Here is a 13,961-nt window from a genome sequence, read left to right on the forward strand (position 1 = left end):
GCTGGTGTGCCGTTCTCGTCCCGGTCCCGTCGCGTCGACGGCCCCGGTCAGGTGGCCTGCTCGTTCTCGTCGGCGGGCGCGCCGCCGGCCCCACGCGCCCCGCCGAGCAGGCGCGCCGCGTCGGTGCGGCCACGTCGCGTGCCGCTCTGGTAGGAGCTCATCATCCGGCGCACCTGCTCCGGCGGGCGCGCCGTGTCGTCCGCCCCGTCGTCCTCCGCCCCGGGCTCGTCCGGACCGGACTGGTCGTTGCGCAGCTCCGGCTTGAGGCTGGCCTGGCGTACCCGGACCGGCAACCCGGCATCGGTCACCGCCGGGACCTCCTCGGTCCCGACCGGCGCCGCGGGGGGTTCGACCACGGCCAGCTCCGCGGTCGGCGCGGCGACCGCGGGCTGCCGTTTGCGGGTACGGGCCGGCAGCCCGGAGGGAGTCAGCCGAAGCGCCTGCGGTACCGGTTCGGTCGCGGTCGTACCGTCGTCGGTCGGCTCGGTCGCGGCGTCGCCGGCCTCGGCGGTCGGGGCCGCGACCGGGTCGGCGGCGGGCGGGGCGGCCGGCTCGGCCGCCGGCGGCAGCGCCGACGCGACCGGGCCCGCCGTCACGTCGACGGACCCACCCGAGTCACCGTCCACGGTGATCAGCTCGCGCGGGATCAGCACCACCGCTGTCGTCCCGCCGTACGCGGACTCCCGGAGCTGGACCTTCACGCCGTGCCGCTCGGTGAGCCGGCTGACCACGAACAGGCCGAGCCGGGCCGCGTCCGCCAGGTTCAGCTCGGACCGGTCGACGATGCGCGCGTTCGCGGCGGCCAGCTCGTCGCCGCTCATGCCGAGGCCGCGGTCCTCGATCTCGATGGCGAAGCCGGTGCCGACGAGCTGGCCGCGCACCTCCACGGTGGTCTGCGGCGGGGAGAAGGAGAGGCCGTTCTCGATCAGCTCGGCCAGCAGGTGGATCACGTCACCGACGGCCCGGCCGGTCAGCGACACCGGACCCAGCGGTCGCACGGTCACCCGGGTGTAGTCCTCGACCTCGGCGACCGCGCCACGCACCACGTCCACCATCGGCACGTTGCGCCGCCAGGCACGGCCCGGCGTCGAGCCGGAGAGGACGATCAGGTTCTCCGCGTTGCGCCGCATCCGGGTGGCCAGGTGGTCGACCCGGAACAGGTCCTCCAACTCCTCGGCGTCGTGCTCCCGGCGTTCCATGGCGTCGAGCAGGGTGAGCTGGCGGTGCACCAGGGCCTGGGTGCGCCGGGCCAGGCTGAGGAACACGTCGCGGACGCTGCGGCGCAGCTCGGCCTGCTCGACGGCGGTGCGGACGGCGGTCTCCTGCACCCGGTTGAAGGCCCGGCCGACCTGGCCGATCTCGTCGTCGCCGAACTGCAACGGCGGCGCCTCCCGGGCGACGTCGACCTCCTCGCCGTGACCCAGTCGCTCCACCACGCTGGGCAGCCGCTCGTCGGCCAGTCGGATGGCGGCACCGCGCAGCCGTTCGAGCTGCCGGACCAGCGACCGGGCCGTGGTGATCGAGACGATCACGGACGCGACGACGGCGATCAGGCCGAGGCCGGCGGCGAGGACCAGCCGGACGATGACGCCGATGGCGACCGGGGTGGCCCGGGAGACGATGTCCTCACCACCGGCGAGGATCACCTCGCGCAGGTCGGCCATCGCCGGCTCGGCGGCCTTCTGCCAGGCCGCGGCGGTGATCGGCGGGCGCACGTCGTCACCCTTGGCCGCCAGCACCCGGTCCTGGAGGGTCCGGAGCGCGACGAACGCCTCCCCGTCGACCATCTGCTGATAGCGGGCCCGGTCGGTCGGGGCGAGTTCCCGGGCGGTGCGGTCGGCGAGGAACCACTGGGCGCCGACCAGCCGGGCGAACGCGGTCTGCTCGGCGACGGTCAACCGGTTGGCCGAGACCGCGCCGGTGAGCAGGGCGTCCTGTTGGGACAGCAGCTCCCGGGAGCGGTTCAGGTCGATCAGCGCGGCGGTGTCCCGGGCGATCTGGTCGTCGTCGAGGCCGCCGAGCGCGTCGAAGACGGCGAAGATGCCGTCGACCGCCTCGTCGTAGGCCGCCAATGTCGCGGTCCGGTCGATGGTCTTGCGGCCGACCTCCTCGCGGACCTGGACGAGCTGGCCCAGCTCGGTCTTCAGCTCGGCGAGCCGCTGCTCCAGCTCGTCGCTGGCCGGCACCTCGGTGCGCCAGTCCTGCACCGAGTCCCACAGCGCGGTGGCGGTCTCGTCGGTGCGCGCCCGCTGGGCCTGCAACTCCTGCAACTGCCCGGGGTCGGACTCACCCAGGTAGCGCAGCGACAGCCGGCGCTCGTTCTGCAACTCCAGCAACAGCGGATCGCTCGGCTCGAACACCCGGGCGTTGAGCGCCTGCACGCCGAGCAGGTTGAACCCGTCGCGCACGGTCACCCAGGCCGCGAACGCCCAGAGCGCGGTCAGCGACGCCAGCAGGGCGATGATCTTCGTACGGAGATTCGTACTGCGGGAACGCATCACACCGTCCTGGCCCGGTCTTCGGTCGGTCCGAAATCCGATCGACTCCGGCGCACGCTAGCAGCCGTCGTGAACTCCATTCAAGCGATCCTGATCATGGTGGCCTCCGGGTGCGCCGACGCCCGACCGGCGTGCCCCGAGGCGGCCAGCACCGCGGCGCGCACGATCAGCGTCGGGCGGTAGAGGTCCTTGTCGTGCCACAGTGCCGGACCGCCGTCGCGTCCGTCCAGGTCGGACAGGAGAGCCCGCCCCCGGGCCAGCGCCGCGCCGATCCGGGCGTCGCCCGCGCGGCCCGCGCCGGCCAGGGCGAGCACCGCGTACGCGGTCTCCTCCGCGGTGCCGCGCCAGCGTCCCCAGGAGCCGTCTGGCCGCTGGGTCGCCAGCAGCCAGCCGACGCCCCGCTCGACCGCGGTCCGCGCCGCGCCGTCGGGCGCGTGGTCGGCCAGCGCGAGCAGCACCGCGTACGTGGCGTAGTAGGCCGAGGCGTGCCACCGGTCCTCCCACCGCCCGTCCGCCTCCTGCCGCCCGACCAGCCAGTCGGTGACCCGCCGCCGGGCCGCCGTCACACCCGGCCGGCTCGGGTGCTCGCCGAGCGCGTCGAGCACGTGCGCGTTGGTGGTCAGCGACGCCCCGTCCTCCCCCGGCCAGGTGCAGAAGTGCCGCCCGGTGTCGTATCCGGCGAGCGCGCCCACACCGGGCGACCGGCCCAGCCGGGCGAGCGCGTAGAGCACAACGGAGGTGGTGTCGGCGTCGGCCGGCAGCCCGGGCGCGGTGGCCGCGCCGGACGCGCCGACGGCGGCGCTCAGCCCGGTCAGCACCCCCTCGGGCACGCGCACCGGGACACCGGCCCGGACCAGGACGGCGAGCACCCACGCCCGCTCGAAGACGGTGATCGGGCTGGCGCAGGGCACCGGACCGGACCGGGCGACCGTGTACAGGTAGTCCAGGGCGGGACCAGGCTCGGGCCGGCCGAGCCAGGCGGCGGTGGCGGCCGGTGAGGCGCCCACCGCCCCGCTGGCCGAGGGACGCACGCCCGGCGCCCGGTACGCCAGCTCGCCGGCCACCTCCAGGGCGTGCGCCAGTTTCTCCGGCACGGGCCGGCCGGCGGCCAGCAGTCCGCGTACCCGGCTCAGCCGGGTCGGGTCCAGACCGGCCGGCAGCGGCAGGCGGGGCCGGCCCGCCCAGTCGGCCAGCCCGGCCGGCGGACCCGCCGGCGCGTCGAGGAGCCGGTCGACGGCGGCCAGCAGCGCCGGCACGATCAGGTCGGTGGCCGGCAGGTCGGGCGGCGTCTCCGCGCGCAGCGCGGCGGCCAGGAACGCCAGGCCCCGGTGCGCGGCGGCGGCCACCGACTGCGGGGCCGGTCCGCCGCGACGAAGCTCGGTCAGGAGCGCCTCGACCGCGCTCAGCGTCGGCACGATCGCGTAGCCGCCGGGAGCGCCCCACCCGCCGTCCGGACGCTGCCCGTCGAGCAGCCAGGCCAGCCGCTCGCCGTGGCCGGGCAGCCAGGGCGCCGACGCGACCAGCCGACCGGTCTCGTAGACCGACGGCGAGGTCCCTCCCGCCGAGTCGTCCACGAGCGCGCCGACCGGCTCGGGCGCGGGTCCGACCCGGGTCTCCGGCTCGGCGGTGAGGCTCACCGCACGCCCCAGAAGTCGGTGTGCCGGTAGAACCCGGTGGTGAAGCCGAGCTGCCGGGACAGGAACTCGGCCTCCCGGGGCGACTCCTCCGCCAGCTTCGCCAACCGGACGCGGCAGTGGTCGACCTGCTCGGCGAACCGCCGTTCGACCTCGGCCGGGTCGTCGACCAGCAGCAGCGCGTTGAGGTCGCCCGACTCCGCGTCCCGCCGGTGCGTGCCGAGGTCGTTGACCAGCCGCAGGGCCCGCTGCACCTCGTCGGCGACCTCGATCAGCCGGTCCAGCGCGGCGGGGTCGACGACCGATCCGGTGTGGATCCAGTGGGCCACGTCGACCACGGTGGCGGCGAGGTTGTCCGCGTTGTCGAGGTAGTCGGCGAGCGTGGGTCGGGTGGTGCGCCGCCAGGTCCACTCCCGGGCCATCGCCCGCACCGTGCGCTCCATCGTGGCCCGCCAGCGTCCGCGCAGCGCCGGGTAGGCGGGCGCGGCGGCGACGTCGTCGCGCAGCTCGGCGAGGAACCGGCCGAGCGGGTCGGCGGCGTCCGCGCCGTCGAGCACGGCCAGGCAGGTGTCGGAGATCCGGTCGACCTCGGCCCGACTGGTCGCCTCGTGGTCGACCAGCCAGTCGACGGCGAACCCCCAGAGCACCGCGCGGTTGGTGACCGCCAGCTCCGCGGCGGTGTGCCAGGGGGCGCTGAACGCCATCGCCGAGGCGATGCTGCTGAACAGGGTGGCGTCGAACGGCTCGGCGGGGAACAGGTCGGGGTGCGCGGCCGCGGCCCGGCGCAGGCCGCGCTGACCGTGCGCGGCGAGCGCGCAGATCCGTCCCTGCTCGGCGGCGTCGGCGATGGGATCCGGCAGCGGCCCGCCGGTCACGCCGGCTCCGCCCGGCCGGCGGCGAGCAGGGTCAGCTCGACCCGCCGGCGTGGCCGCAGCGCCGCCGCCAACCGCAATCCGGGTACGTCGGTGCGGTCCAGCCGGAACCGGTAGCGACTCAGCATCGTGGCGAGGATGAGCTGGGCCTCCAGATAGAACAGGTACATGCCGAGGCACTGGTGCGGGCCGCCGCCGAACGGGAAGTGGGCGTAGCGGTGGCGGGCGCGGACCCGTTCCGGGCGGAACCGCTCCGGGTCGAACTCGTCCGGGCGGTCCCAGAACTGCCGCATCCGCTGGGTGATCAGCGGGCTGACCGCCATGGTGGCGCCGGCTTCGATCGGCACGCCGTCGATGACGTCCGCGACGACCGCGCGACGCGGGATGATCCAGCCGATCGGGTAGAGCCGCAGCAACTCGTCCAGCACCATCCGGGTGTAGGTGAGCCGGTTCAGGTGCTCCCGGCGTACCGGCCCGGCGCCGACCACCTCGTCGATCTCGGCGTAGAGCCGCTCGGCGACCTCGGGATGCTGGTGCAGGTGCGGCCAGGCCCAGGTGAGCACGTTGATGGTGGTCTCGGTGGTGGCGGCGAACATGGCCACGGTGTCGTTGCGGACCTGCCGCTCGTCGAGCTGCCGGCCGTCGTCGGTGCGGGCCCGCCAGAGCGTGGAGATGATGTCGTCGCCCTGGTCGGCGGCGTCACGGGTCTGCCGGACGATCGGCACCAGCACGTCGTCGACGACGCGTACCGCCCGGCGGAACGCGCGGTCTCCCGGCATCGGCAGCGACAGCGGCGCGAACGGCACCACGATCCGCGGGATGACGGCGGTGGCGATCCGGTCCTGGGCGTCGATCACCCGCATCGCGTCCGGCACCGAGATGCGGTCGGCGAAGAGCACCTTCATGATCGCCCGGCTGACGATGCGGGCCTGCTCGACGCCGATGTCCACCGGCCGGCCCGCGCGGTAGGGCTCGTCGAGCTCGTCGACCGCGTCCCGGACGGCGTCCGCCATGCCGTCGACGAGCGCCTCGACCCGCTTCGCCGTGAACATCGGCTGGAGCATCCGGCGGCTGGCCGACCAGATCTGGCCCTCGCCGAGGATGCCCTCGCCGAACAGGCGCTTGACCGGGCGCCAGAACAGTCCGTCGCCGGCCCGCTCGTAGTTGTCCGCCCGGTCCCGCAGCACGTGCTGCACGTGCCGGGGGTGGGTGACCAGGTAGGGGCGGAACGAGCCGAGGTTGAGCCGGACCAGGTCGCCGCCGGTGCGGTTGCCGATGTCGATCAGCGCCCGGGCCGGGTCGCGCAGGACGGCGGGCAGGATCTGTCGCAACGGCACGGTGTGCGGGCGACCGGCAGGCCGGTACGGGCCGGACGAATCCGCCACCTGAACGCTCCCTCGGGTTGCTGAGGGTCGCCACCCCGTCGCGACCCGTGAAACGTTGCTCGTGAGCATGCCATCCTGAGCGCCGAATCAAAAGACGGGACGGAGGATATTTCACGTAACAACATTCTCTTTGTCGAGAATGGAGCCAGTGGGACGTGCGTCACGCGGGAAGTCTTTCTGGTGCCCGGGCGTCGTCCCCCGGGAACGCGGGCGCGGGCGCGTCCGCTGTGCCAAGCTTCGGGCATGGACGACAAGACCATCCTGAGCCGGATCTCGGAACTCGTCGACGAGGAGCACCGGCTGCGCTCCGACGCGCAGCAGCACGAGGCCGGCACCGACGACGAGGCCCGGGAGCGGCTGCGGGCCCTGGAGGAGTCCCTGGACCAGTGCTGGGACCTGCTCCGCCGCCGCCGGGCCGCCCGGCAGGCACACGGCGACCCGGACGCCCAGGGCGAGCGCCCGGTGCCCGAGGTCGAGCGCTACCTGCAGTGAGCCGAGGTCCCGGGCGGGACGACTCCCGCCCGGGACACCCGGTGGTCAGCGGATCCCCGCCTCCCGGAGCAGCACCTCGGTCAGCGCCACCGGGTCGGTGTCGGCGGCGGGCAGTCCGCGGGCGGTGAACCAGGCGGCCACCACCCGCACGTCGCGGGCCAGGAACTCGGCCCCCTGCGGGTTGGCCACCACGTCGACCACCTGCGGCAGATCGATCATGACCAGCCGGCCCGTGTGCACCAGGAGGTTGTACGGCGACAGGTCGCCGTGGGCGTACCCGGCCCGGGCCAGCACCAGCAGGGCCTCGACCAACTGCTCCCACAGGTCGCGCAGCCCGTCGTCGGTGGGTCGGACCTGGGCCAGCCGGGGCGCGGCCTCCCCCGCCTCGGCGTCACCGACGAACTCCAGCATCAGCTCGGTGCCGAGCAACTGGACGGGATAGGGCACGGCGATCCGCCCGGAGGCGGCGCCGATCTCCCACAGCCGGGACAGCGCGTCGAACTCGGCCGCCGCCCACTGCCCGGCGATCATCTGCCGGCCGAAGGCGGTGCGGCCGGCCATCGCCCGCATCTCCCGCGACCGGCGGACCCGGCGGCCCTCCAGGTAGCCGGCGTCGCGGTGGAAGAGCCGGTGCTGGGCGTCACGGTAGCGCTTGACCGCCAGCAGACAGGCACGGTCGGTGTCCGGCACGGCACGGCGGACCAGGTGGACGTCCGCCTCCTTGCCGGTCTTCAGCACCCCGAGTTCGGTGTCCCGGGCTGCCAGCTCGGTGACCAGCCAGTCGGGATGCGGCTCGGGGCCGTGGACCGCCTGGTCCCAGGAGGACCAGGTGTCCTCCGCGTCGGGCTCGGCGTCGGGGTCGGTGAGGGTCGGCGGGGCGTGCCGCCCCCGCTTCAGGAAATCGGGCTCGTCGTCGTCGAAGCGGCTCTTGCCGCGGCCACGGCGCTGCGGCGCCGGGGTGTCGTGATCGCGCACGGGTGGATCTGTCCTTCGATCGAGGCTGGTGGAGGCAGGTGGAACGACCCTGCAAAGACGGCCATGACCGACCTCCTCTCCTCGACCGGGCGACACCCGGCTGCGCCCTCGCGCGGCACCATGTTCGTGCGGCGTGCCGAACGACGCAACCGGTTTTCGACCCGCCGCGCTCAGCCCGCCAGCACTGCGGCCACGGCCGGGATCAACCCGTCCTCGACCCGGGTCGGCGCGAACCGGGTGTCCGACCAGCGACGCCCCCGGTGCAGCCAGACGCTGGGCAGGCCTACCGCGGTCGCGCCGCCGATGTCCGCCTCCGGACTGTCGCCGATCACCCACGCCCCGCGCAGCGGCATCCGGGCCCGCTGCGCGGCGAGCGCGAAGATGCGCGGGTTCGGCTTGCTGACGCCGGCCTCCTCGGAGATCACCCAGTCGGCGACGTAGCGGTCCAGGCCGGTCTTGCGAATCTTGGTGTCGTCCTGCCGGGCGGTGCCGTTGGTGACCACGACCGGCACCCAGCCGGCGTCGGCGGCGATCCGCAACGCGCATGCCACCAGCGGGTCCAGCCGCATGAGCGCCCCCACCCCGTCGTGCAGCTCGTCGACCAGGTCGATCGAGGGGATGCGCAGGCTGTAGCGGTCACGGATGGCGTCGGCCACGTCCCAGCGGTTGGTCAGCCCGTCGGCGTCGACGGAGACCAGCCAGTCGAGGTCGGTGGGCGGCGCGCCGATGCCCTCCAGGAAGCGTTCTCCCCAGGAGCGGAACGGCCCGTCGCGGTCCAGCAGGGTGTTGTCCAGATCGAGCAGGAGCAACGGCACTTGGGCACCCTACGGGAAGGGTCGGAGCACCGACAGGGCCGAGGGTCCCCCGGCGCGCTCAGGCGACGAGTGACGCCCGCGGGTCGCCGCCGTCCGCGGGCCGGTCGAGCAGCATGGTGTGGGCCGCGCGGGTGGCCGCCAGGGCCTCCGGGTCCAGCGTGGCCACCAGCACGTCCTCACCGGTGTCCGCGCCCCGGGCCAGCGGTCGGCCCTCCGGGTCGTAGACCGCCGCGCCACCGTTGAACCGCCAGGGATCGGCGCCGCCGACCGCGTTGGCGAAGACCACGTACATCGTGTTGTCCAGCGCGCGGGCGGCGTAGTAGAGGTCGCGGCGGTGCGCGGAGCCGGCCAGGTAGCCGCTCGGGCAGAGGTAGCCGTGCGCGCCGTCGCCCGCCGCGGCCCGGCCGTGCTCCGGGAAGCAGCCGTCGTAGCAGATGCCGAGGCCGAACCGCCACTGCTCGACCACCAGCGTGGCGCCCCGCCGGCCGGCGTCGAACAGCTCGCGCTCGCCGCTCCAGAGCTGCTGCTTGTCGTACCCCACGGTGACCGCGCCGGTCGGGTCCACCACCAGCGACGAGATGGTGCGCCGCCGGTCGGGCTGACGCACCGCCGCCCCGATCACCACCGCGCCTCCCGCCTCCCGGGCGGCGACACGCAGCGGGTCCAGCCTCGGGTCGTCGACCCGGCCGTCGGGGTCGGCGGCCACGTCCGTCCCGGCCGGGTCGGCGCCCAGCGTCGGCGGGTGGTACGCCGGCAGGAACAACTCCGGCAGCACCACGACGCGGGCACCGGCGCGCCCGACCAGGCGCGCGGCGGTGCGGGCGTTGCCGGCGACGTCGCCGGGCACGGGTTCGGCCTGCACGGCGGCGACGGTCAGCGGGCGGGAGGGGAGCGACACGACCGGGATGCTAGCGGACCCTCTCCCAAGCCGTACGTACGGTTTGCGTCGGCCGTCTCCACCTGCGACGATCGTTCCCGTGCCCAGAGTAAGTCAGGACCAGCTCGACGCGCGCCGACAGGAGATCCTGGGCGCCGCGCGGGCGTGTTTCGCCCGGCACGGCTACGAGGGCGCGACCGTGCGACGGCTGGAGGAGGCCACCGGACTGTCCCGGGGCGCGATCTTCCACCACTTCCGGGACAAGGACTCGCTCTTCCTCGCCGTGGCCGAGGACGACGCCGCCGCCATGGTCGAGACCGTCGCCCGCAACGGCCTGGTCCAGGTGATGCGCGACCTGCTCGCCCGGGCCGTCTCCCCGGACACCACCGGCTGGCTCGGCAGCCAGCTGGAGGTCTCCCGCCGCCTGCGCACCGACCCGGCCTTCGCCCGGCGCTGGGCGGAACGCTCGGCCGCCATCGCGGAGGCGACCCGGGAACGCCTGCTCCGCCAACGCGAGGCCGGCGTGCTCCGCGACGACGTGCCGATCGACGTGCTGGCCCAGTTCCTGGAGCTGGCCTACGACGGGCTGGTGCTGCACCTGGCGATGGGGCGTCCGGCCGGCGACCTGAGCCGGGTGCTCGACCTGGTCGAGGAGGCCGTCCGCCGGCACTGAGTCTCGGTCCGGTAACTCGGCCCTCCGCGGAGATCGACACTGGCGCTCCTGCTCCACAATGAGCCGCGACCCCCTCGCGACAGGAGCAGCCCATGACCGTCCTCGCGGCCGACACCTGGGGCATTCCCGGTCCCGTCTTCCTGCGCTGGTACCTCGTGGCCGCCGTCGTCCTGGTCGTGGGCACGGCGGTGCACCGGTTCCGGGCGCTCGCCGGCACCCCGGTCACCGACCACGGCGCGCTCGGACCGCAGCAGGTCGCGTACCTCAACGGCGGCGACCAGCTCGCGGTCTGGACCTCGCTCGGCGGGCTGCGCCGGGCCGGCGCGGTCGGCGCGCACCCGGACCGGCGGCTGGCCCCCGGCGGACCGCTGCCGGCCGGCGTCACCCCGCTCGACCAGGCCGTCCGCCACGCCGCCACCCGTGGCCTGCGCACCCGCGAGCTGGCCCGCGACGAGTGGGTCCGGCGCGCGCTCGACGAGCTGCGCGACGGCCTGGTCCGCCGGGGCCTGGCCCTGGACCAGGACCGACGCCGGTCACTGCGGCGCGGCGCCGTGCTGATCGGCGTCCTGCTCGCGATCGGCCTCCTGCGCGCCTTCGTCGGGCTCTCCCACAGCCGGCCCGCCGGCTTCCTGATGCTCACCCTGGTCCCGCTGTTCATCGCGTTCCTCCTGCTCAACCGCGTGCCCTGGCGCACCCGGGCGGCCACCGCCGCGCTGCGCGACCTGCGTCGCCGGCACGCCTGGCTGCGGCCCGCCGCCGCACCGGCGTACGCCACGTACGGCCCGTCGGACGCGGCCCTGGGCGTGGCCCTGTTCGGCACCGCCACGCTCTGGACGATGGATCCGGGCTTCGCCGAGCAGGCCGAGATCCAACGACAGGCGATGGGCTCGGCGGGCAGCACGGGCACCTCGTGCGGCGGTGGCAGCTCCTGCTCCGGCGGCAGCTCCTCCTGCTCCGGCGGCAGCTCCTGCTCCGGCGGCGGGGGTTGCGGCGGCGGTGGCGGGTGCGGCGGATGAGCGGCCCGTCCGGCGTCGGCATCGGCTGGCGTCCCGAGATCGCCGGCTTCGTCGCCGGGCTGCCGGGGCTGCGCTTCGTCGAGGTGGTCGCGGAGGCGGTCGCCCCGACCGGGCCGCTCCCGGCCGGCCTGGCCGAGCTGCGCGAGCGCGGCGTCACCGTCGTACCCCACGGGGTGCGGCTGTCCCTCGGCGGCGCGGAACCCGTCGACCCGGCCCGGGTGGCGCACCTGGCCGGGGTGGCCGCGGCGCTGGAGGCGCCGCTGGTCAGCGAGCACATCGCGTTCGTGCGCGCCGGCGGGTTGGAGGCCGGACACCTGCTGCCGCTGCCGCGCAGCCGGGAGGCGGTGGCCGCGGTGGTGGCCAACGTGCGGCGGGCGCAGGCGGAGCTGCCGGTGCCGCTGGCGCTGGAGCCGATCGCGGCGCTCTTCGACTGGCCCGACGACGAGCTGGACGAGGCCGACTTCCTCACCGAGATCCTCGCCGCCACCGACGCGCTGCTGCTGCTCGACGTCGCCAACGTGCACGCCAACGCCCGCAACCGGGGCGGCGACCCGACCGCCCTGCTCGACCGGCTGCCGCTGGACCGGATCGCCTACGTGCACGTGGCCGGCGGCGCCGAGGCCGGCGGCTTCTACCACGACACGCACACCGACCCGGTCCCCGCCGAGGTGCTCGACCTGGTCCGTCAGCTGTGCGCCCGACGCCGCCCGCCGGCGCTGCTGCTGGAACGCGACGGCCACTACCCGCCCGCCGCCGAGCTGCGCGGCGAGCTGGACGCGCTCGCCACCGCCTCCGGGTATCCGGTGGTCACGTGAGCGGCGACCTGGCGGCCCGGCAGGCCGAGCTGGTGGCGGCGCTGGTCGCGGGCGGGCCGCTGCCGCCCGGCTTCGCCCCGACGCCGGTCGACGCCGCGCGCCGGGCGCTGCTGCGCAAGCGGGCCGGCGACGTGGCCCGGCACTGGCCGTTGCTCGCCGCCGGCCTCGGCGCCGACTGGCCGGCCACGTTCACCGGCTGGGCGGACGGCCGGCCCACCAACGGCTCGCTGCGTGACGGCTGGGACCTGGCCCGCGAGCTGCGCGACCGGGGCGCCCTGCCGCCGCTCGGCGCGGAGGAGCTCGCCGCCCGCGAGGCCGCGAGCCGCTACGACGGCCGCACCGCGCCCCGGCCCCGCCGCCTCCCGGCCGTCGCCCGGGCCGGCGGCGCCGTCGCGGCCCAGCTCGCCGGCCGGGTACGCCTGCTGCGAGCCGCCCCGCGCTGACACGCGCCCCGCGGTACGGCAGGATCGGAGGCATGGATCTCGGACTCGCCGACCGGGTGTACGTGCTCACCGGCGCCTCCGGCGGCCTCGGCTTCGCCACCGCCGAACAGCTCGTCGCCGACGGCGCCCGCGTGGTGATCTCCGCTCGGGCCCCGGAACGGGTGGCCGCCGCGATCGACGCGCTCGGTGACCCGGAACGGGCGATCGGGCTGACCGCCGACCTCACCGACCCGGGCACCCCGGAGCGGCTCGTCGCGGCGGCCCGGGAGCACTTCGGCCGCCTCGACGGCGCGCTGGTCTCGGTCGGCGGCCCGCCCCGGGGCACCGCCGCCGAGGTCACCGACGCGCAGTGGCGGGAGTCCTTCGAGACGGTCTTCCTGGGCAGCGTCCGGGTCGCGCGGACGGTGGCCGGCGCGCTCGGCGACGGGGGCGCGATCGGGCTGGTGCTCTCCACCTCGGTCCGGGGGCCGCTGCCCGGCCTCGGCATCTCCAACGGCCTGCGGCCCGGCCTGGCCGGCGTGGCCAAGGACATGGCCGACGAGTACGGCCCACGCGGCGTACGGGTGTTCAGCCTGCTGCCGGGGCGGATCATGACGGACCGCAACCGGGAGCTGCTGGCCGCCGCCGGCAACGCCGATCGGGCCCGCGCCGAGGCCGAGGCGGCGATCCCGCTGCGCCGCATCGGCGACCCGGCCGAGTTCGGCCGGGTGGCCGCGTTCCTGCTCTCCCCCGCCGCCGGCTACGTCACCGGGGTGAGCGTCCCGGTCGACGGCGGCGCCCTGCGCGGCCTGTGAGGACGGCCGGGGTGACCTCGCGACCGGTGGGGGCGGTTCGGTGAGCGATCGACGTCGACCGGCGGGCGGCCGGCCGGAACCCGCGCCCGGCCCGGGCACACCGGACCGGCGTCATCCCCGGCCCAGCCGGGAACAGCTCGCCGCCGCGGCCGACCGGCTGCTGCCCGACGTGATCGCACCCGGGCTGAACGTGCTCTTCGTCGGCATCAACCCGGGCCTGTGGTCGGCCGCCACCGGCTGGCACTTCGCCCGGCCCGGCAACCGGTTCTGGCCGGCGCTGCACCGCGGCGGCTTCACCCCGCGCCAACTGCACCCCAGCGAGCAGGACACGCTGCCCGCGCTGGGACTGGGCATCACCAACATGGTGGCCCGGGCCAGCGCCCGCGCCGACGAGCTGACCGCCGAGGAGCTGGTCGACGGCGCCCGCGAGCTGACCGCGAAGGTCGAGCACTACCGGCCCCGCTGGGTGGCGGTGGTCGGGGTGACCGCGTACCGGATCGGGTTCGTCCGGCCGAAGGCCGGGTTCGGGCGGCAGCCGGAACCGCTCGGGCCCGCCCGGCTCTGGGTGCTGCCCAACCCGAGCGGGCTGAACGCCCACTTCACCCCGGAGACGCTCGGCGCCGCCTTCGGCGAGCTGCGCGCCGCGGTCGCCGGCGGATAGCCGGGAACGCG

14 protein-coding genes are annotated in these 13,961 nt (G+C 75.6%); 7 read left to right on the forward strand and 7 right to left on the reverse strand.

From position 1 onward, the window contains the following. Positions 1 to 47: 47 nt before the first annotated feature. From O7600_RS08630 to O7600_RS08645, 4 genes are all read right to left on the reverse strand, one after another. The gene (locus O7600_RS08630; protein ID WP_281593142.1) at positions 48 to 2,498 is read right to left on the reverse strand and encodes a nitrate- and nitrite sensing domain-containing protein; all 2,451 of its coding nucleotides are present in this window, start codon (positions 2,496 to 2,498) and stop codon (positions 48 to 50) included. A gap of 80 nt (positions 2,499 to 2,578) precedes the next feature. After that, entirely contained in the window at positions 2,579 to 4,135 is a 1,557-nt protein-coding gene (locus tag O7600_RS08635) for a prenyltransferase/squalene oxidase repeat-containing protein (protein WP_281593143.1), read from the reverse strand. After that, a complete protein-coding gene (locus O7600_RS08640) occupies positions 4,132 to 5,007 on the reverse strand; it encodes a terpene synthase family protein (protein WP_281593144.1) in 876 nt (291 codons plus the stop codon). Before O7600_RS08640 ends, O7600_RS08635 begins: the two co-directional genes overlap by 4 nt. Continuing rightward, on the reverse strand, positions 5,004 to 6,341 hold the full coding sequence (locus O7600_RS08645; RefSeq protein ID WP_281594100.1) for a cytochrome P450: 1,338 nt from the start codon (positions 6,339 to 6,341) through the stop codon (positions 5,004 to 5,006). The genes O7600_RS08640 and O7600_RS08645 overlap by 4 nt, the downstream gene beginning before the upstream one ends. Before the next feature lie 291 nt (positions 6,342 to 6,632). Here O7600_RS08645 and O7600_RS08650 point away from each other — a divergent pair, with 291 nt between their 5' ends. Then, the gene (locus O7600_RS08650; protein WP_091573435.1) at positions 6,633 to 6,881 is read left to right on the forward strand and encodes a DUF2630 family protein; all 249 of its coding nucleotides are present in this window, start codon (positions 6,633 to 6,635) and stop codon (positions 6,879 to 6,881) included. A gap of 45 nt (positions 6,882 to 6,926) precedes the next feature. On the opposite strand, the gene O7600_RS08655 is transcribed toward O7600_RS08650, so the two are convergent. The 3 genes from O7600_RS08655 to O7600_RS08665 form a co-directional block, all read right to left on the reverse strand. Beyond that, on the reverse strand, positions 6,927 to 7,856 hold the full coding sequence (locus O7600_RS08655) for an RIO1 family regulatory kinase/ATPase (protein ID WP_281593145.1): 930 nt from the start codon (positions 7,854 to 7,856) through the stop codon (positions 6,927 to 6,929). A gap of 170 nt (positions 7,857 to 8,026) precedes the next feature. Continuing rightward, entirely contained in the window at positions 8,027 to 8,671 is a 645-nt protein-coding gene (locus O7600_RS08660) for an HAD family hydrolase (RefSeq protein ID WP_281593146.1), read from the reverse strand. A gap of 58 nt (positions 8,672 to 8,729) precedes the next feature. Next, on the reverse strand, positions 8,730 to 9,569 hold the full coding sequence (locus O7600_RS08665) for a carbon-nitrogen hydrolase family protein (RefSeq protein ID WP_281593147.1): 840 nt from the start codon (positions 9,567 to 9,569) through the stop codon (positions 8,730 to 8,732). Between the two features lie 79 nt (positions 9,570 to 9,648). On the opposite strand from O7600_RS08665, the gene O7600_RS08670 reads away from it, so the two are divergent. The 6 genes from O7600_RS08670 to mug all read left to right on the forward strand — a co-directional run bounded on the left by O7600_RS08670 (position 9,649) and on the right by mug (position 13,950). After that, entirely contained in the window at positions 9,649 to 10,221 is a 573-nt protein-coding gene (locus tag O7600_RS08670) for a TetR/AcrR family transcriptional regulator (RefSeq protein WP_091573431.1), read from the forward strand. A gap of 92 nt (positions 10,222 to 10,313) precedes the next feature. Then, positions 10,314 to 11,237 carry a TIGR04222 domain-containing membrane protein gene (locus tag O7600_RS08675; protein ID WP_281593148.1) on the forward strand — a complete coding sequence of 308 codons (924 nt, stop codon included), beginning with the start codon at positions 10,314 to 10,316 and terminating at the stop codon, positions 11,235 to 11,237. Then, entirely contained in the window at positions 11,234 to 12,052 is an 819-nt protein-coding gene (locus tag O7600_RS08680; RefSeq protein WP_281593149.1) for a DUF692 domain-containing protein, read from the forward strand. Before O7600_RS08675 ends, O7600_RS08680 begins: the two co-directional genes overlap by 4 nt. After that, a complete protein-coding gene (locus O7600_RS08685; protein ID WP_281593150.1) occupies positions 12,049 to 12,495 on the forward strand; it encodes a hypothetical protein in 447 nt (148 codons plus the stop codon). The genes O7600_RS08680 and O7600_RS08685 overlap by 4 nt, the downstream gene beginning before the upstream one ends. A 32-nt stretch (positions 12,496 to 12,527) precedes the next feature. After that, entirely contained in the window at positions 12,528 to 13,289 is a 762-nt protein-coding gene (locus O7600_RS08690; protein WP_091573428.1) for an SDR family oxidoreductase, read from the forward strand. 40 nt (positions 13,290 to 13,329) lie between these two features. Then, positions 13,330 to 13,950 (forward strand): G/U mismatch-specific DNA glycosylase, encoded by a 621-nt coding sequence (mug, locus tag O7600_RS08695; RefSeq protein WP_281593151.1) that lies wholly within the window; start codon positions 13,330 to 13,332, stop codon positions 13,948 to 13,950. The last annotated feature ends 11 nt before the right edge of the window (positions 13,951 to 13,961 follow it).

The organism is Micromonospora sp. WMMA1998 (assembly GCF_027497375.1).
Classification (GTDB): domain Bacteria; phylum Actinomycetota; class Actinomycetes; order Mycobacteriales; family Micromonosporaceae; genus Micromonospora; species Micromonospora sediminicola.

Bases quoted from the DNA above. Each gene is read 5' to 3' on its own strand.
- O7600_RS08630 (WP_281593142.1), bottom strand. From the start codon at position 2,498: ATGCGTTCCCGCAGTACGAATCTCCGTACGAAGATCATCGCCCTGCTG.
- O7600_RS08650 (WP_091573435.1), top strand. From the start codon at position 6,633: ATGGACGACAAGACCATCCTGAGCCGGATCTCGGAACTCGTCGACGAG.
- O7600_RS08675 (WP_281593148.1), top strand. From the start codon at position 10,314: ATGACCGTCCTCGCGGCCGACACCTGGGGCATTCCCGGTCCCGTCTTC.
- O7600_RS08680 (WP_281593149.1), top strand. From the start codon at position 11,234: ATGAGCGGCCCGTCCGGCGTCGGCATCGGCTGGCGTCCCGAGATCGCC.
- O7600_RS08690 (WP_091573428.1), top strand. From the start codon at position 12,528: ATGGATCTCGGACTCGCCGACCGGGTGTACGTGCTCACCGGCGCCTCC.